Genomic DNA, 16215 nt, shown 5'->3' with positions numbered 1-16215 from the left:
GCCCCACAAACCAGCGGCTTGCCCATCAAGAACCGTGAATCGCCCGCGTTGGAACCATCCAGCCTCGAACCCTGACGCGCCAGCAAGTGTCAGGTCGCCCTTAGGGCCGACTTCAGTGACCGTAGCCTCAATCCACAGGCCTGCAGCGTCAATGTCCATTCTGCAGCCAGCATCGCCTAGAACCGCCGAACAGGGCGATTGAAACACGCGCCCCAGAGGCCGGTTCAGCCATTCCGTCAACCCACGCAGCTCCGCGGAAAACGCGCCGCCGCTACGGGTAATTTCACCCAGTGAGCCGCGAAACAGAACCTTTCGCGCCGACAAATCCGCCCAGTTGACCAACCAAGCCGTCACCTCTGCCCCGTCAAAGCGTCCGGCTGCAATGTCGGCTTCCGTCACACTGGTGTCGGACAGCGCACCAACCGCCTCGGAATTATCCACCGAAAGACCCGTGCCTTGCTGCACGGCCGCCGCGCTCATGCCAGTGTCGGCCCGAAAGACCAAGCCGTTGAAACTCAGCTCCAGATCGTGGTCCGTAAACCCAAACCGCCGCCCATCTTTGCGACGCACCTCCCAGGCCCGCGCGACCGTTGTGACACCATTGCCCAAATGCGCAGCCAGCGCCTCTGCACCGCTCATACGCGCAGCTCTACAATAGGCACATCCGGCACATCGCCCGCCTGGAACGTCGCAGCACTGGTCTGGATACGATCTGTATCGAACCGCACAGGCACATCGAATTCAAACCCCGCCGAAATCGACACACCGACCGAAGGCGCAGTGAAAAACGTAACCAAACCTGTTGTTATATCGATGCTGAAATCCACACCGTCGACCAGCGCAACACCGTCCACGGCGAGCACCACAGTTCCTTCCACCGGTTTCGTCACAGGTCGCCGGTACACCGCGTCACCCGACACATACCCCTTGCGCAATACAAATGTCGCCTCGACACCGTCCCCAGTCCCGATCACCTGATCTGTGGCGGATACCTGCGCCGATGGCTTGCATGATTTGAAATCCGCCCAGTCTTTCCAGCGAAAACCATACATCTGCCCCCGCCGCGCCTCGAAGAATGCGATCAGCGCGTCGATATCATCCATAGACCGCAGACCGATCCCCGCATCATAGCGCCTGCGTGAATTTGCCCACGGTGTGTTCCGTTCTTCAAACCCGCTCGCCAACGTGACCACATCAGTCCGCCGCTCGGGCCCACCAATCGACCCAAAGCTCAACGCCGTCGGAAACCTGACCTCGTGAAACTGCATCGTACCCCCTCCTCACAGGTTCCGTTGACCAGAGCCAAGAACCCGGCCCATCTGAGCCGCGATCTGACTTTGTGACCGCCGGAACCCCTGTACATCGGGCGTTGAGATATTCATCACCACGCTCACAGGCCGCCCGCCGCCACCCGCGCGCACACCCAGCTTGCCATCAGCACCGCGTGCCAGCGGCATGATCGCTTCGGGCCCGGCCTCGCCCATCAAACCAACGCCGCCACGCATCGGGAACGTCGTAGGCCCGCCAACGACACCGCCATTCGCAAACGGCATCACGCGCCCTTGGGCAAAGCTCGCTCCATCGGCAAAAGGCAGCAGATTGCTGATCCCTTGCATCACCATGCCGCTAAGATGCTCTTTCACTGGGTTCACCGCGGCGCGGTACGTCGCGCCAATCATCGACTGCGCAATCGTGCCCAGCGCATCCGACAGCTTCATCCCGTCAAACACGATCCCGTCAATCGCTCGGCTTAGCCCGCTGTTCAGCGCGCCTTCCAGCTTTGCCGCCCCCTTCCCGGTCTCCGAAAGCGACTCGCGCACTTTAGCCATCTCAGCCTGAAAGCCGCCTGCCACGCTACTCGCTCCCGCCAACGCTTCCTCTAAAGCGCTCACCTGCGCCTCGAGCCCATCAATGCTATCCAGCTCAATCATCCTGATCCCCCTGTTTGTCCGGATAGGCCGCCATCAAGGCGTCCAATCCGCTCCGCCGCAAAGGCGCTGCGCCCTCACCACCCAAAAGCAGATGCAATTCTGCCGGCGTCAGCGCCCAGAACTCTGACGGGCGCAGCCCCAAACCACGCACACCGGCACGCATGAGTGCTGGCCAATCAAAGCGGCTCACGTCTCAGCAACCGGCACAAAGGCCCGCGCCAGCAGCTCCGCCGCCACCTGCGCCGCCGCAAGCGGACCACCCTCAATCTCGGCTGCCAGCAAATCGGCGGCCGTCCCAGACCAGCCCCCGCCACGAAGCCCTGCCACGATCAGCGCCAAGACATCCCGGCTCGAACAGGCGCTGCCTTCGAACCGTGCCACCAGATCGACCAGCGTATCTGCCGCCAATCCGGCCTCCAGCTCTGCCAGCGCTCCCAACGTCAGCCGCAAAACATGCGGCATGCCGTCAATCACCAAGGTCACCTCTCCGCGCCATGGGTTCGCCATCACTTAGACCGCCGCCGTAAAGACAACCGCACCGGCCGAGGCCAACGAAAGCTCATAGGTTGCCTCACCGTTATGCGACCCTGCATATTCCAGCCCCGTCACCTGAAATGGCGCTTGCACCACACCGAAATCCGGGATGATCACCTGAAACTCAGGCGTCTGACTGTCGAAAAAGATCTGCCGCGCCCGTTCATCGGTGCTCGCATCCTTGAAAACTCCCGCACCCGAGATCGCGACACTTCGCACCCCAGCACCCGCCAGCAACTCGCGCCATCCGCCATCACTCTCAAGCGACGTCACATCCACTGCTTCCGCGTTGAAACTGATCCGTGTTGCACGCAGGCCCGCCAAAGTCTCAAACGTGCCACTGCCATCCACATCGACCTTGATCAAAAGGTCTTTCCCGTTCTGAGCACCCATTGCCCACACTCCCTATCTGGAAACTGTCTCTGAAATCTGAAACGCCCTCAGACGTCATCTTCGACCCGCGCCCGAAAAGTCAGGTCGATCCGCCGCCGTCCCGCCTTCTCCCGCTGCGCCACGGCCCGCTTAAAATTCAGCGCCACCAGCCGGCCTCGATCCAACGCCATATCCACGTCGATCAAAGCGTCACAAACTGCCGCCGACACCTCTTTGCCCGTCTGAAACCCCGCATCATCCGAGATCACAGACACCACGAATTCTTGCCACGCACCGCGCCCGGTCTTGTCGCTGGCATCCACAGCCCGCTCCGGCCCCAGTGCCACGTACAAGTCCGGCAACCGCCCCTTGGGAACCGCGTCATACACCCGGTCACCAACCAAAACCGAAAGTCCGGCATCGGTCTGCAAGCACTGGTAAACAGCTCCCTGCAACGCCGCCGCTACCGCATAGCTCATGTTGCCACCTCCTCATCGCAGAGGCAGATCAGGAACCGACCGCCCGCATCAGCCTCGGTCACCGAATTGATCCGAAACACCCGCCCCGCGTCCCGAAACCGCTGCTCGGGCAAAGGCCGCGCAGAATGCCCCTGCGGCGCACCATGCACGGTGATCCGAAACCCGGTCACCGAAACCTGCCCAGCCTCACCAACGCTCTCGCGCCCGGACCGGGGCTTCACTTCACCCCACAGCACACCCAAAGCGACCCAGCTTTCGTGCATCCCACCGGCGCCGTCTGGCACCGCATCCAACCGTTCCAGCACCAGCTTCGATGTCAGCCGACGGCTCATGTCCCGAACCCCAGCCGCACCGGACGATAGCGGGCAATCAGACTGGTCACACCAAACGGCATGCAGCCCTGCCCCAGCGCAGTCTCGTCGCGGTATTCGTAGTAATGCGCAGCCAGCAACATCACCGCCTGCGCAAGATCGGCGGGCAGATCGCCAAATACATCCGCCATTCCCGCCCGAAACCGCACCTCCGCGCTCCCATGTTCCGGAATAGTCGGCAGGCATCCACCCATCGGCACAAGCCGGGGCGCGTCACTATCGGTCACCAGCGCATAGCGTTCCGCATCGACAACCGTGCCAGCTCCGAACGCATCGACCAACGTGATTTGGCTGACCGCCCGCACCGGCGCAATCGGCATCACTTGGCCAGTCACAGCGCGCCAGCGATGCAGACTGCACAGAAAATCCCGCACCAATAGCGCCTTGGTTGTCCGCGCCTCCACAGCCGCAATCGCCGCCCGCAAGAACCCGCCCAGCAGTTCGTCTTGCAAACCATCTTCGACAAAGCCGCTGCCCAACCGCAAATGATCCCGCAGTCGCGCCAACGGCAAAACTGCTTCGGGTATCTGGCTCTCTTCAATCAAGTACATTTCGTGTTCTCCACAAACCCTGTCCCTCGTTCAGAGGCCGGTATGTTGTCGGACGCGCGCCGCCGCCGCTGCTCGGACGGAGGGAGCGGCTAGACAACGCCGGCACACCGGCGCGCGCCCCATGAGGAAAACAGCCCGCACCGCTCTCCCCATGCTCGCCATCGCCGCTCAGGCGATGGAGAAGCGCAGCAGCTTGATCGCAGCAAAGTCGCTGACGTCACCCCCCACGCGCTTTGTCGCGTAGAACAGAACATGTGGCTTGGCGCTGAATGGATCGCGCAGCACACGCAGATCAGGGCGTTCGGCGATCGTGTAGCCTGCACGGAAATCACCAAAGGCAATTGCATCCGCACCCGTGCCGATGTCTGGCATGTCCTCGGCAATCAGCACCGGATAACCCAGAAGACGCGCAGGCTCGCCTGACGTGAACCCGTCGGACCAAAGGTGGCGGCCATCCGCATCCTTCAGCTTGCGCAGCATACCGGCGGTCTTGGAATTCATGACAAAAGTCGCATTGGCGCGATATTCGGCCCCCAGCGCATAGACCAGTTCGATCAACGCATCATCATTGCCGATAGACCCGTCCACACCCGTCGGCACATAGCCAAGATTGCCCCAGGTCCAGACATCATTGTCAACCGCGCCATGATTCAGGATGCCACGCGGCTTGTCAGAGCCGTCACCCGTGATGAACGCCCCCGCCTCGGCACGTGAAAACGTGTCGGCAATCTTGCCCCCAAGCCATGTCTCAATGTCGAACGCCGTGTCATCGAGCAAACGCTGGCTCGCCTTTGGCATCGCACTCAGCTCGTAAAGCTTGATCGAAATTCGGTCGATGGTCGGCGTCCCGGTCTCAGACCGTGCGCTGATCTCATCCGCCCAGCCCGCACCCGTGTCGCCACGATCAATCAGAACGTCATAGCTCGACGCCTCGACATTCACGACAGACGCCACAGCCCGCAGCGACGCGCTGCCCTGCAAGACACCCTGAATGGTCTCCGACGTCACCGGGTCAATCAGAAACCCGCCATCACCGTTCACATTGGTGGACATGGACTTCACATCCATCTCCAACCCGCGCAACGCGTCATCGTCACCGGTACGCAAATAAGCATCAAACGCCTGATAATGCAGGTCATCGCTGCGCACGCCGCCCGCGAGCACCGGACGCGCCGTAAATGCTGTCTTCTTGTCGATCTTGGTCATTCGTTCTTCCTGTTCCTGTAACTTTCTGTCGAAGTCGTCGCGCTGTTGGCGCATGTCGCCCACCAGCCCCGCCAACGCGGCACCCACTTGGGTGAACGGAGACAGATCTTCCCCGCTCCGCGACGTTGTCCCGGTCTCACTCATCCCGATTTTCCCATCTCTGAAGGGTGGCCCTAGCCGTCCACCAAGTCCCGGCGCGCCTCTTCAATCAGGCGTACCATCTCCCGCAAGTCCGCCAGCTCCGGGGCTTCCCCCTTCGCCGCAACCCGCGCACTGGGCAGCATCGGGAAAGTCACCAACGACACCTCCCACAACTCCAGTTCCGTCAGAACCCTGCGGCCCTGCTTGTCTTTCGTCGCTGCTTTGGTGCGATAACCGATCGACAACCCATCAATCGCCCCTGCCGCCACCAGCGCCACCGCTTCGCGCCCGCGGGCCACGCTCTCCAGAAGACGCCCTTTCACGTAAAGCCCTGTCGCATCCTCGCGGACTTCGTCCCAGACCCCGATGGGCTGCGCCGGATCGTGCTGCCATAGCATCTTGACCGCACGGCCACACTCGGCCAACCGCATCAAAGACGCCGCATAAGCTCCTGATGCCACGACATCATTGCCCTGATCACAATCACCAAATCGCGACGCATACCCCTCGATCACACAGCCATCCGTAACCGTCACATCCGCATCGAACCTGCAAAACTTCCGTTCCAAATCCATTGTCATTCCTTCCCCATCACGACGCCACGTGTACGAATTTCAAAAACACATCCGCCAGCACCGCCGCCGCGACGCCGTAAACCGCCAGCCACACCCGGCGCTCCAGCCGTTCAATCAGACCTTCAATTCGGTCCAGCCGTGCTGAGATCCCCTCGAACCGCAACTGCGTCACCCGTTCGTAGCCTTCCAGCTTCAAGGCCGGGGCACAGTCGAACGGTTCATACCCTGCGCGCGGATCACTCATCAGCCAACACCGGCAAACCCAACAAAGCGCGCTTTTCCGCATCAGTCAGGAACTCCGCCCCTGACACCCGCGCCCATTGCGCATCACGTTCTGCCGCAAGCGCCGGCACCTGATCCAGGTCGGGCTTGAGCACCACATCAGCCGCGATATGCTGCGACAGCCAAACGCTCACCGCAGCCGACACCCGCGCGACCAAAGGCAACACGGTCAACCGGTAAAACGCCCGATGCGCCTCGGCGTAATTGGCAAAGGTCGCCTCACCGGGAATCCCCAACAGCATCGGAGGCACCCCAAACGCGACAGCAATCTCACGCGCCGCCGCTTCCTTGGTTTTTTGGAATTCCATATCCGACGGCGAAAACCCCATCGGCTTCCAATCAAGCCCACCCTCAAGCAACATCGGCCGCCCGGCATTGCGCGCACCCATGTGATGGCTTTCGATCTCATCGACCAACCGGTCGTACTGATCCGTTCCCATCCCCGACATGCCATCCGTACCATGATAGACAATCGCCCCCGAAGGCCGCGCGGCATTGTCCAGCAACCCTTTGGACCAGCGCGATGCGGCGTTGTGCACGTCCAGCGCCTGCGCCGCCGCAACCATCGGACTAAGCCCGTAGTGGTCGTCCTGCGGGTGAAACGCCTTAACGTGACACACAGGTGCAGCCCCCTCACCCATCTCGAACCGATGCGCTTTGCCGCCGACCCCATACTCATAAGCCACAGGCCAGCCATCCGGCCCCGGCAGCAGCTTCATCCGGTCCGATCGCAACACATGCAGCTCGCTCGGAACACCACCTGCGCCCACCGCTTCGAAATAGCCATCGCCGGACAACAGCAACTGACCGTAGAAGGCCTCGAACAGCTCCGCCTGTCCCTGAGCCGGGTTGGGCCTGCGCAACAGATCCAGCAGCGGATGCACCTCGTAGCGCTGCGCCTGATCCTGCAACACCAACGGCACCGCAGCTCCCGCTTCTGCAATCAGCTTGACCGCGCGAAACCCAACTGGATTTCCCGTAAAACCCGTGCGTGTCAGCGACGCTGTATCCCGCGCAGACCACGCCACGCGACCCATGTTCTGCCACGCCACAACCGGCCCAGTGGCACTGGCCTTGGCCTCGATCCCGGCCTCGTCTTTGCGTTCCCGTCGAAAGATGTCCCACACCATGCTGCCCGTGCTCCTCGCAAATCCCGTTTCGTTTTGGGCCGGTCGGAACAGGTCTCTCGAACCCGCCCAACCTGCCCCGACACGCCAGACACAGCACACCGGCCCGTGGCCCGCCCAAAGGCATGGCCACGCTCCCAATTCACCGCTCTGTCATAGTCTGTCGCGCGTCCCGACCCGCGCCGTCTTGATGAAACCAACCTACTCAACAAGTGTTAACGGCTGGAAACCATACCGAACGCTCATCGCGCAACGGTGCGGATACGTGGCACCCGCCATTCCGCCGCGCGTGCAATCACAAGATCGGTCAACGCCCATACAAGTGCATCCAATCGGTCGGGCGACCCCGTACCTTCGTAACCCAGCCGCGTCATCCGGCACATTTCATCTTCCAGCGCGTCAAAAGCACCACAATGCGCCACCCGCCCCTGCTCGTACAAAGCCGCCACAGGCTCGGCCCGCGCACCTTTGGATTTTGACGCATGCACCCGCACCACGGGCACCATCGGATCGACCTGCCGCAGCACGGCCTCGACCATGTCACCGCCCTGGTTGACCTCGGCCACCAGCGCATGCGCGCCCCAGCGCTCCATCGCGGTGATCGCCCGCCGTGCCCAAACCAACGGCGACACGCCCTGCACCGTACAATCCTCAAGAACCACCGCGCGCCAATCCTGTGGCGGCCCGTCGGTCACAACTCCGGCCACGACAATCCCGCAGGCATCCGACCGCTTGGTGCTGCTTGCGGGCGGGTCCACAGCAACGACGATCCGGTCAAACTCCGGCACCGCCTCGCACCGCGCTTGCTCTAAAACACTCAGCGACCACAACGCGCCATCCACCTGATCCAGCATGTCGCCGTCAAGCTCCTGACGGCCCAACCGCGTTCCGGCATAGCGCTCGCGCACTTCGTCCAGAAACGATGACGCCAGATAGGCCCGGTTCGCCTCGGTCGGTGCACGCGTGACCACCGTCGATGGCGCCGCCAGCAAAGCCTTCAAGACATCCACGTTCCGCGGCGTCGTCGTCACACAAACCCGCGGTTGCGCTCCCAATCGCAGCGTGAACTGCAACATGTCCCAAGCCTCTTGCGCCCTTTTCCACTTCGCCAATTCATCCACCCACGCGGCATCAAACTGCGGCCCACGCAACGATTCTGGATCATGCGCCGAACAAGCCACAGCCTCGGCTCCATTGGGCCAACGCAACATGCGCCGCGTCGCAATCCATTCAGGCCTACGATCAGGGGGCGAACAGGCCATGATCCCGCTATCGCCAAAGATCATGACCTCGCGCACCTGATCCAATGTCTCGCCCACAAGCGCCACGCGCCGGGCTTGACCGCGATCTTTCGGTCTTGGCCCCTCTACCATCTGTCTCACCCATTCGGCCCCGGCGCGGGTTTTCCCCGCGCCGCGCCCACCAAGGACCACCCAAGCGCGCCAATCCCCATCAGGGGGCAACTGGTGCGGATGCGCCCAGAACTCGAACAGATACGGCAGGGCCAAAAGAGCCCCCGGAACCTCTTCAAGACCGGTCAGAAACGCGTCCTTCTCGGCAACACTGACGGAGGCGATCAAGTCGGCACCCGACCGCGTCCCGCGCCGCATCGAGGTCAAGCCCATAGCTGCCTTCGATACTGGCATGTTCTCGGCAATATCTTTCAATCTGAACCTCCGTTTCCTTGGCGTGTTTCAGCCAGGCCCGCAGATCGGCAAGCGCACGGCCCGCCTCACTTCCTGTGCCTGTTTCTCCGGCCTCAACCTTCACCCGCAGGTCCGCGACCATCTTCCGAATGGTTCGCAGTTCCTGCGCAATTGCCGCGCGTTCGATTTCAAGCGCGCTGCTCTCTTCATTTGCAGTGATCAGTACCATCTCGATCCCTGCCTCCTGTGCTAAATGGATCCCCGTCCATCGACGCACCGGCAAACCACGGAGGACTCCATGATTTGTTGATGCCTAGCAGGCTTGGGCAATATGGCCGGACAGGTGGAAAAAACCGCCTAACGCGGCGCGCGGCGGTTTAAGACATCCGCAACAGGTTGCTCGCGCAGGCACGAAACCCATGAGCAGCCCACAAATTGAAGTGATTCAGGTTCTGTTAAGCACAACGCGCGCGCTCTAGAACAATCCCCGCCGCAACAGATTCAGCCCTAGTAGCAGGAACACATAGAGCAGAACCTTACGGAATTTTTCGTTCGAAATCCGCTGTCGCAACCGCGCACCCAGCGCGAATCCAATCAAGGTTGGAATGACCAAAACCAGCGTGACACCGGCGATCTGTTGGGTCAGGAACCCCTGCTGCACATAGGCCGTGACCAAGGGTACGCTGCCAATGAACAACAGCATCCCTGACGCGCGAACAAACTCGTCTTTCGTCAGGTTGCGAGCACTCAGATACATGATGATCGGTGCGATCCAGACACCCGACAATCCACCAAGGATCCCCGCGACTGTCCCAAATCCGACCTGCGCCGCCCGGTCATATCGATCGGGCATCGGCGGCATCGCGAAATTCAGGTGCAGCACCGAAAATGTAACAATCGAGATTCCAATCGCCAGAAATATCACCTGCTCGGACACATCCGCGGAAACCGTCACCGTCAGGAAAACGCTGGTCCCCAGCGCCAGCGCAAAGAGCCAGTAGCGTTTGAACGTGCCGCGAATGTCCCCCATGGTCCAAATCTGCCAGGCATTTGAAACCACGACCGGACCCAGCCCGACGGCAATCGCCGTGCGCGGATCAATGAACAGGGTCAACATACTGATCGCCGCAGTGGGCAGGCCAATCCCGACCACACCTTTGACTGATCCGGCAATCAGAAACACCACCGACCCAATTAAAAGAAGTTCGGTCACACCCATGGCAAGGTCACATGGTCAGAGAACACCTGTCTCAATTGTCCCGCTGCGCTTCAAGCGCGCGGTACGCCGCCACGTTTGCGTTATGCTCGGCCAGCGTCACCGCAAAGTTGTGCCCATCCGATGGATCGAGAGTCTTGGCCACAAAGAAGATATAGCCAGTCTCGTCCGGGTTCAGCGCCGCCTCGATGCTCGCCCGCCCCGGGTTTGCAATCGGAGTCGGAGGAAGCCCGTCAATCACATAGGTGTTCCAGGGCGTCTCGGCCCTCAATTCGCTTTGGCGAATGCCACGCCCCAACACGCCCTGCCCGCGTGTGATGCCATAGATCACCGTAGGGTCCGTCTGCAGCCGCATACCTTGACGCAGGCGATTGACGAACACGCTCGACACAAGGAACCGCTCATCCGGTGTTCCTGTCTCTTTTTCGATGATCGACGCCATGATCAACGCCTCTTCGGGGCTCTCATATGGCAACCCGTCCTGACGGTTGGCCCAGGCCTCTGCCAATATGCGCTCCTGCGCCGTTTCCATCCGCGCAAGCAATTCTGTCCGGTCATCCCCCGGCGTGATCTCATAGCTGTCCGGAGCCAACGACCCCTCCGCCGGAATATCTTCGACCTCACCGTCAAGGATATCGATCTGCCCAAGCTCCTGCACGATCTGCCAACTGGTCACGCCTTCGGCCAAAGCCACACGATACCGCGTGTCAGCCTCGGCCTTCACCTCGGTGTACGCAGCAGGCACTTCGTCTTCGGCGGGGTTGAACTCGGCAATCTCGACAAACCGCCCTGACGCAGGATCAAGCTCGCGCACTTGCACCGTCGCACGGTTGATGCTCACCCGATAAACCACTTCGGTCCCACACGTACTCGCACCGCCGCGCGTAACGATATCGACGATCTGCTCCATCGACGCGCCTTCAGGCACAAGGAAAGATCCAGCCTTCAACTCGGCTGTCTTGCCCGCATAATCCGCACCGATCCGCAAAAGCGCCGCACTCGACACTGCGCCATCCTCTGCCAGCGTTTCCGACACCCGTCGAAAATTGGTGCCCCGGTCAACCTGTACACAGATTGCCTGATCCAGCGGTCCCTCCGACACATAGGTGTTCTGCGCCCAAATCAGGACGCCTCCGAACAGGAACACAATCACGACAAGAAAGGTCAGCGCGTTGGACGCAATGTGACGCCACATGATTTAGCGATCCACCTTTCCAAAGACGACGCTGGCATTGGTCCCACCAAAGCCAAACGAATTGGACAGTGCATATGTAATATCGCGTTCGCGCTTGGCATTCGGGGCCAGATCAACCGCAGTATCCACCGCCGGTGTCTCCAGGTTCAATGTCGGCGGTGCCACCTGATCACGGATCGCCAGGATCGAGAAGATCGCCTCGATCGCGCCTGCTGCTCCCAAAAGATGCCCCGTCGCGGACTTGGTGGACGACATCGTCACTTTACCAGCCGCATCGCCCATCATCCGCTCAACCGCGCCCAGCTCAATCACATCCGCCATGGTCGATGTGCCATGTGCATTGATGTAATCAATATCCGCGGGTTCAATCCCAGCATGCTTAAGCGCGGCACGCATCGACCGCTCGCCGCCTTCGCCATCCTCGGACGGCGCTGTGATGTGATAGGCATCGCCCGACAGGCCATAGCCACACACTTCAGCATAAATCTTGGCACCACGTGCCTTGGCATGCTCGTACTCTTCCAGCACAACCACACCCGCGCCTTCGCCCATGACAAACCCATCACGGTCTGCGTCATAAGGACGGCTCGCGGCTTTAGGATCATCCCCACGTTTGGTCGATAACGCCTTGCAGGCGTTGAACCCTGCGATCCCGATCTCGGAAATCGCTGCCTCCGCGCCGCCCGCAACCATCACGTCGGCATCGCCGAACATGATCAGACGCGCCGCGTCTCCAATCGCATGCGCGCCGGTGGAACAGGCCGTGACCACCGCATGGTTCGGCCCCTTGAAGCCATACTTGATCGATACATTGCCCGAAATGAGATTGATCAGCGCGCCCGGAATAAAGAACGGCGACACACGCCGTGGCCCCTTGTCCCGGATCAGCAATGCAGTCTCGGCAATCGAATTCAATCCACCGATCCCTGACCCGATCATCACTCCGGTGCGCAAACGGCTTTCCTCGTCCTCCGGCGTCCAATCCGCGTCCGTCACCGCCTGCTGCGCGGCCGCCATCCCAAACAGGATGAACTCATCGACTTTGCGCTGCTCTTTCTTGGCCAGATAGACATCAGGGTTGAAGGTCCCGTCGCTGCCATCGCCATAGGGCACCTCGCAGGCATAGGTCGTGGCCAGATGGCTGGCATCGAACTTGGCGATGGTGCCCGCGCCGGACTGCCCGTCCAGAATCCGCGACCAACTTTCCTCGACCCCGTCTGCCAGCGGTGTCACCAATCCCAAGCCTGTCACAACTACTCGACGCATGGTGTTGCCCTTCCCTCGAATGCACTTGCCCGCTCTTACCCCGTTCGCGCCAGCACCCGCAAGAGTCCAGCGGACCGGCAAGGCATTCTTGTCTACCCGGGCTTCTCTGGTTTGGAAATATCTCGGGGTCTGGGGCCGCCCCCCCGCGTTTCCGTCAACGGAAACAAATGATGCGTCACCGCATCATGCATGCTATCCCCAACGATCTCCCAGATCGGCCTTGGCCCGGTCCACCCAATGCTCCTGCAACCACGTCGTTGGCTTGGCATAGCGAATGAGCGATCCGCGATAGCCCATAATCGCCTCTGGCATCTTGGGACGCCCGTGAAAACACACCACGCGTGCGTCGTCAGGCAATCGCGCCGGATGCACGTAATTGCCCGGAAACGGGTTGCAATCATACTTGAAACTCACAACCCAATCCCCTGGAATATATGTGAAAACCTCATTATCCATAGCTTTATGCGACGTGTATCTCTGCTCCGATCCGCGCGCGCGCTCCACTTCAAGATATGGGTCAACCGCAAGGTCTTGGTACAAAAACCCATGCACCGCCGGATCGTAGCGAAACACAGATCCATGCCCTGTAGGCCGCCCTTTCCGCGCTTCGGTCCAGTCATGCCGCATCACCACATGGCCCGGAGCCAGCGTAAGCAGATCATCAAGCGGCCCGGTGATCACCACATCAAGATCGAACCCAAGCACTGGTCCATCCAGTCCAGGGATCACCCCAGACTTAAACAGCGAAACCTTGCGCATCGCGCCTTGCCGGTTGGCAACCTTAAGCGCAGCCGCCATTGGCTCGGCAAATGGCTCAACCGGCAGGTCAATCACCTCGATATCCGGATGCAAGCCCTCGGCATGTTCGGTCATACAAACGAAGCGCACCGGGCAAGACAGGTTGCGCCGCACGCCAGAGTATAAGCGATTCACGTATTCAGGACCGAAAAGCGTGCCCCATTTGATGCAGGCAATGGTGGCTGTGTTGGGCAAAGTCATGCGTCCGCTTAGCAACGGAACCGCGAAATGACCAGATGCCGCTTGGCGCGGCTGCATGCGGGCCGTATAGTCCGCAAGATCAACGCTGAGTGGCAGGAGGACATTATGGAAACTATGTGCGCCCTGCGGGTGTCAGGCTGATCGCCGCACCCGGCCCGACAACCGGCCATGACAGATGCCCCATCGGGGCAGGTTACTCAGCGACAGGATACGTGCCTTGACCTCTCATACGCTCACTGATCTCGGATGGTCGGACCATTTCGCGCGTCAACGCAGCGCGGATGAGGACGCCCTTTCCCCGGCTCGCATCTCTGAGGTGCATCGTAGCCAGCTTGTCGCCCTGACCGAAGCAGGCGAGCTGCGGCTGATCCCAACCGACAGCGCAGGGGCCTATGCTGTAGGCGATTGGGTGCTCACAGATGGCACGGCAGCCCTCCGGCGCCTTGACCCGGTGACAGACCTGCACCGCCGCGCGGCAGGCCACACCGTCAGCGACCAACGCATCGCCGCCAATGTTGACACCGTGGGCCTCGTCACCAGTTGCAACGCAGATTTCAACGTGGCGCGGCTCGAACGCTATCTCGCGCTTGCCTTAGCGTCGAATGCTCTGCCTCTGGTCATCCTGACAAAGGCCGATCTGTGCGACGATCCCGACAGCTTCCGCCGTCAGGCCGAACGGTTGTCCCCCTTGGTCACCGCGATCACGGTCAACGCCAAAGACACCGAGGACGTAAAACGCCTCAACCCGTGGTGCAGCACCGCGCAGACACTGGCCCTTCTCGGTTCATCAGGCGTTGGTAAAACCACCCTGCGCAACGCTCTGACAGGCGAGACCGAGGCGACCCAAGGCGTACGCGAGGATGACGGCAAAGGCCGCCACACCACAACCCACCGCGCGCTGCGGCCCACATTGGCGGGCGGATGGCTCATCGACACGCCAGGCATGCGCGAATTACAACTTTCGGGCACTGGCGAAGGGTTGGAAGAGCTGTTCGATGATATCGAAACCCTTGCTGCTCAGTGCAAATTTTCAAACTGCGCCCATGACAGTGAACCGGGCTGCGCTGTCAAAGCCGCTCTTGGTGATGGCACACTCGACCACGCCCGGCTCGAGCGCTGGCAAAAACTGCGGCGCGAGGATCAGTACAACTCTGAAACCATCGCCGCCGCCCGTGCCCGACAGAAGTCGTTTGGCCGGGTGGTGAAAGAGGCGATGAGTACGAAAAGCCGTTACAAACGCGGGTACGAGGATTGAAAAGCATAAAGGGCGGGTCGCAAGGTCCGCGCTGAGAGAAGTCATTCTGCGAATGCCCCAACACCCGCCGAATAATCAATTCGGCAAGGTCGCGACCATGGTAAAAATCATGGTGGGCATTGCAAACGTCCCTAGAAGCCGTGAAGCCTTTTCGCCCATTGGAAGCCAATGAACACACCTTTGACTCGGGGAAGAATAATCAACGCCAGGATGGTCGAGATCCCCATCATCGACAGCGCAACCCAAATTGGTCTGGGCTCGAAAAGCGAATAAATCAAACCAAACATGGGAAAGACCAAAGCAACCACGACCATGAGCGTAAAATAAGCCGGACCATCGTCGACGCTTGCGTATTTAAGGTCCTGACCACAACAGTCGCATTCATCTTTGACTGTCAGGTACCCCGAAAGCACCTTTCCTTTCCCACAGGAGGGGCATTTCAAGGTGAGCCCCCGGAAAACCGCGAGTCGCGTATCGCGTTCTTCGTCTATTGGCATGGGAGTCTCCGATGGTCCGATGTTGCTGCGACGCAGAAATCGTCATGGCATGGCGAAGGTCAAACAGCAACAACCGCCTTTAACCCGACCCAGCCAAACACAGGCCTCTGTTTGCTAAGACGAAAAAACGGCGGACCATCACAGCCCGCCGCTTCAAAATTACTGACGCAGACTTAAGCCGCCGGCATCCGCTGCTCGACGATCTCAGCCCACCAGGAACAGCCTGCCGGGATCGCCTCGTCGTTGAAATTGTATTCCGGGTGATGCACCGCCGCGCTGTCGCCGTTGCCAACAAGAATGTAGGCGCCGGGTCGTTCTTCCAGCATGAACGCGAAATCCTCGCCCCCCATCACCAGCGGCGCGTCTTCGCAGGACCCCGAGACAGACTTGGCCACCTCCGCAGCAAACTCGGTCTGGTCCTCGTGGTTCACCATCACCGGATAGCCCCGGTGATAGGTCACATCGACCGAACCGCCAAAGGTCCCGGCAATGCCCGCGCAGATGTCCTTGATCCGGCTTTCCGCCAGATCACGCATCTCGGTCGACATGGTGCGCACGGTACCTTTCAGGTG

22 protein-coding genes are annotated in these 16215 nt (G+C 60.6%); 1 reads left to right on the top strand and 21 read right to left on the bottom strand.

Going from position 1 to position 16215, the window contains the following annotated elements; all coding sequences use genetic code 11:
- The 19 genes from ACTG4M_RS14990 to ACTG4M_RS14900 all read right to left on the bottom strand — a co-directional run.
- Positions 1-639 (bottom strand): DUF2163 domain-containing protein (locus ACTG4M_RS14990; RefSeq protein ID WP_439124474.1); only part of this gene is annotated, 639 nt, incomplete at its 3' end.
- Positions 636-1268, bottom strand: a complete 633-nt coding sequence (locus ACTG4M_RS14985) for a phage distal tail protein, Rcc01695 family (RefSeq protein WP_439124473.1) — start codon at positions 1266-1268, stop codon at positions 636-638. The genes ACTG4M_RS14985 and ACTG4M_RS14990, both read right to left, overlap by 4 nt.
- A 12-nt stretch (positions 1269-1280) precedes the next feature.
- Positions 1281-1931, bottom strand: a complete 651-nt coding sequence (locus ACTG4M_RS14980; protein WP_439124472.1) for a phage tail tape measure protein — start codon at positions 1929-1931, stop codon at positions 1281-1283.
- The gene (locus ACTG4M_RS14975; protein ID WP_439124471.1) at positions 1924-2121 is read right to left on the bottom strand and encodes a rcc01693 family protein; all 198 of its coding nucleotides are present in this window, start codon (positions 2119-2121) and stop codon (positions 1924-1926) included. Before ACTG4M_RS14975 ends, ACTG4M_RS14980 begins: the two co-directional genes overlap by 8 nt.
- Entirely contained in the window at positions 2118-2438 is a 321-nt protein-coding gene (locus ACTG4M_RS14970) for a gene transfer agent family protein (RefSeq protein ID WP_439124470.1), read from the bottom strand. Before ACTG4M_RS14970 ends, ACTG4M_RS14975 begins: the two co-directional genes overlap by 4 nt.
- A gap of 3 nt (positions 2439-2441) precedes the next feature.
- Positions 2442-2858: a phage major tail protein, TP901-1 family gene (locus tag ACTG4M_RS14965; protein ID WP_439124469.1), complete on the bottom strand. Its 417-nt coding sequence runs from the start codon at positions 2856-2858 to the stop codon at positions 2442-2444.
- A gap of 47 nt (positions 2859-2905) precedes the next feature.
- Positions 2906-3316, bottom strand: a complete 411-nt coding sequence (locus ACTG4M_RS14960; protein WP_439124468.1) for a DUF3168 domain-containing protein — start codon at positions 3314-3316, stop codon at positions 2906-2908.
- Positions 3313-3648 carry a head-tail adaptor protein gene (locus ACTG4M_RS14955; protein WP_439124467.1) on the bottom strand — a complete coding sequence of 112 codons (336 nt, stop codon included), beginning with the start codon at positions 3646-3648 and terminating at the stop codon, positions 3313-3315. The genes ACTG4M_RS14960 and ACTG4M_RS14955 overlap by 4 nt, the downstream gene beginning before the upstream one ends.
- Positions 3645-4238: a head-tail connector protein gene (locus ACTG4M_RS14950; RefSeq protein WP_439124466.1), complete on the bottom strand. Its 594-nt coding sequence runs from the start codon at positions 4236-4238 to the stop codon at positions 3645-3647. The genes ACTG4M_RS14955 and ACTG4M_RS14950 overlap by 4 nt, the downstream gene beginning before the upstream one ends.
- Positions 4239-4406: 168 nt before the next feature.
- A complete protein-coding gene (locus ACTG4M_RS14945) occupies positions 4407-5588 on the bottom strand; it encodes a phage major capsid protein (protein ID WP_439124465.1) in 1182 nt (393 codons plus the stop codon).
- 29 nt (positions 5589-5617) lie between these two features.
- Positions 5618-6160 carry an HK97 family phage prohead protease gene (locus tag ACTG4M_RS14940; protein WP_439124464.1) on the bottom strand — a complete coding sequence of 181 codons (543 nt, stop codon included), beginning with the start codon at positions 6158-6160 and terminating at the stop codon, positions 5618-5620.
- 16 nt (positions 6161-6176) lie between these two features.
- On the bottom strand, positions 6177-6404 hold the full coding sequence (locus ACTG4M_RS14935) for a GTA head formation protein, RCAP_rcc01685 family (protein ID WP_439124463.1): 228 nt from the start codon (positions 6402-6404) through the stop codon (positions 6177-6179).
- Positions 6397-7572, bottom strand: a complete 1176-nt coding sequence (locus tag ACTG4M_RS14930) for a phage portal protein (RefSeq protein WP_439124462.1) — start codon at positions 7570-7572, stop codon at positions 6397-6399. The genes ACTG4M_RS14935 and ACTG4M_RS14930 overlap by 8 nt, the downstream gene beginning before the upstream one ends.
- A gap of 239 nt (positions 7573-7811) precedes the next feature.
- Positions 7812-9215 (bottom strand): DNA-packaging protein, encoded by a 1404-nt coding sequence (locus ACTG4M_RS14925; RefSeq protein ID WP_439124461.1) that lies wholly within the window; start codon positions 9213-9215, stop codon positions 7812-7814.
- The gene (locus ACTG4M_RS14920; protein WP_439124460.1) at positions 9097-9444 is read right to left on the bottom strand and encodes a hypothetical protein; all 348 of its coding nucleotides are present in this window, start codon (positions 9442-9444) and stop codon (positions 9097-9099) included. Before ACTG4M_RS14920 ends, ACTG4M_RS14925 begins: the two co-directional genes overlap by 119 nt.
- 246 nt (positions 9445-9690) lie before the next feature.
- Positions 9691-10434: a sulfite exporter TauE/SafE family protein gene (locus tag ACTG4M_RS14915; RefSeq protein ID WP_439124459.1), complete on the bottom strand. Its 744-nt coding sequence runs from the start codon at positions 10432-10434 to the stop codon at positions 9691-9693.
- Between the two features lie 31 nt (positions 10435-10465).
- Positions 10466-11626, bottom strand: coding sequence for an endolytic transglycosylase MltG (mltG, locus tag ACTG4M_RS14910; RefSeq protein ID WP_439124458.1), 1161 nt, complete (start codon positions 11624-11626; stop codon positions 10466-10468).
- A 3-nt stretch (positions 11627-11629) separates the two neighbouring features.
- On the bottom strand, positions 11630-12892 hold the full coding sequence (fabF, locus tag ACTG4M_RS14905; protein ID WP_439124457.1) for a beta-ketoacyl-ACP synthase II: 1263 nt from the start codon (positions 12890-12892) through the stop codon (positions 11630-11632).
- Between the two features lie 192 nt (positions 12893-13084).
- Positions 13085-13891, bottom strand: a complete 807-nt coding sequence (locus ACTG4M_RS14900; RefSeq protein WP_439124475.1) for a glycosyl transferase — start codon at positions 13889-13891, stop codon at positions 13085-13087.
- Positions 13892-14108: 217 nt separating this feature from the next.
- Here ACTG4M_RS14900 and rsgA point away from each other — a divergent pair, with 217 nt between their 5' ends.
- Positions 14109-15146, top strand: coding sequence for a ribosome small subunit-dependent GTPase A (gene rsgA, locus ACTG4M_RS14895; protein WP_439124456.1), 1038 nt, complete (start codon positions 14109-14111; stop codon positions 15144-15146).
- A 131-nt stretch (positions 15147-15277) separates the two neighbouring features.
- Here rsgA and ACTG4M_RS14890 read toward each other — a convergent pair whose 3' ends face one another.
- Positions 15278-15643: a DUF983 domain-containing protein gene (locus ACTG4M_RS14890; RefSeq protein WP_439124455.1), complete on the bottom strand. Its 366-nt coding sequence runs from the start codon at positions 15641-15643 to the stop codon at positions 15278-15280.
- 173 nt (positions 15644-15816) lie between these two features.
- Positions 15817-16215, bottom strand: a 399-nt coding sequence (locus tag ACTG4M_RS14885; protein WP_439124454.1) for a M20/M25/M40 family metallo-hydrolase, incomplete at its 5' end; no start/stop codon positions are given.

This window comes from Marivita sp. (assembly GCF_965656765.1).
In the GTDB taxonomy this organism is placed as follows: domain Bacteria; phylum Pseudomonadota; class Alphaproteobacteria; order Rhodobacterales; family Rhodobacteraceae; genus Marivita.
The sequence above is the reverse complement of the archived record's forward strand: the minus strand, read 5'-3'. Positions and strand labels throughout refer to the sequence as shown.

What these genes read in the sequence shown, in the direction of transcription:
- mltG (WP_439124458.1), bottom strand. Translation starts at nt 11,626, where the DNA reads ATGTGGCGTCACATTGCGTCCAACGCGCTGACCTTTCTTGTCGTGATT.
- ACTG4M_RS14890 (WP_439124455.1), bottom strand. Translation starts at nt 15,643, where the DNA reads ATGCCAATAGACGAAGAACGCGATACGCGACTCGCGGTTTTCCGGGGG.
- ACTG4M_RS14945 (WP_439124465.1), bottom strand. Translation starts at nt 5,588, where the DNA reads ATGAGTGAGACCGGGACAACGTCGCGGAGCGGGGAAGATCTGTCTCCG.
- ACTG4M_RS14935 (WP_439124463.1), bottom strand. Translation starts at nt 6,404, where the DNA reads ATGAGTGATCCGCGCGCAGGGTATGAACCGTTCGACTGTGCCCCGGCC.
- ACTG4M_RS14900 (WP_439124475.1), bottom strand. Translation starts at nt 13,891, where the DNA reads ATGACTTTGCCCAACACAGCCACCATTGCCTGCATCAAATGGGGCACG.
- ACTG4M_RS14920 (WP_439124460.1), bottom strand. Translation starts at nt 9,444, where the DNA reads ATGGTACTGATCACTGCAAATGAAGAGAGCAGCGCGCTTGAAATCGAA.
- fabF (WP_439124457.1), bottom strand. Translation starts at nt 12,892, where the DNA reads ATGCGTCGAGTAGTTGTGACAGGCTTGGGATTGGTGACACCGCTGGCA.
- ACTG4M_RS14940 (WP_439124464.1), bottom strand. Translation starts at nt 6,160, where the DNA reads ATGGATTTGGAACGGAAGTTTTGCAGGTTCGATGCGGATGTGACGGTT.
- ACTG4M_RS14960 (WP_439124468.1), bottom strand. Translation starts at nt 3,316, where the DNA reads ATGAGCTATGCGGTAGCGGCGGCGTTGCAGGGAGCTGTTTACCAGTGC.
- ACTG4M_RS14965 (WP_439124469.1), bottom strand. Translation starts at nt 2,858, where the DNA reads ATGGGTGCTCAGAACGGGAAAGACCTTTTGATCAAGGTCGATGTGGAT.
- ACTG4M_RS14955 (WP_439124467.1), bottom strand. Translation starts at nt 3,648, where the DNA reads ATGAGCCGTCGGCTGACATCGAAGCTGGTGCTGGAACGGTTGGATGCG.
- ACTG4M_RS14930 (WP_439124462.1), bottom strand. Translation starts at nt 7,572, where the DNA reads ATGGTGTGGGACATCTTTCGACGGGAACGCAAAGACGAGGCCGGGATC.
- ACTG4M_RS14985 (WP_439124473.1), bottom strand. Translation starts at nt 1,268, where the DNA reads ATGCAGTTTCACGAGGTCAGGTTTCCGACGGCGTTGAGCTTTGGGTCG.
- ACTG4M_RS14950 (WP_439124466.1), bottom strand. Translation starts at nt 4,238, where the DNA reads ATGTACTTGATTGAAGAGAGCCAGATACCCGAAGCAGTTTTGCCGTTG.
- ACTG4M_RS14980 (WP_439124472.1), bottom strand. Translation starts at nt 1,931, where the DNA reads ATGATTGAGCTGGATAGCATTGATGGGCTCGAGGCGCAGGTGAGCGCT.
- ACTG4M_RS14915 (WP_439124459.1), bottom strand. Translation starts at nt 10,434, where the DNA reads ATGGGTGTGACCGAACTTCTTTTAATTGGGTCGGTGGTGTTTCTGATT.
- ACTG4M_RS14970 (WP_439124470.1), bottom strand. Translation starts at nt 2,438, where the DNA reads ATGGCGAACCCATGGCGCGGAGAGGTGACCTTGGTGATTGACGGCATG.
- ACTG4M_RS14925 (WP_439124461.1), bottom strand. Translation starts at nt 9,215, where the DNA reads ATGCCAGTATCGAAGGCAGCTATGGGCTTGACCTCGATGCGGCGCGGG.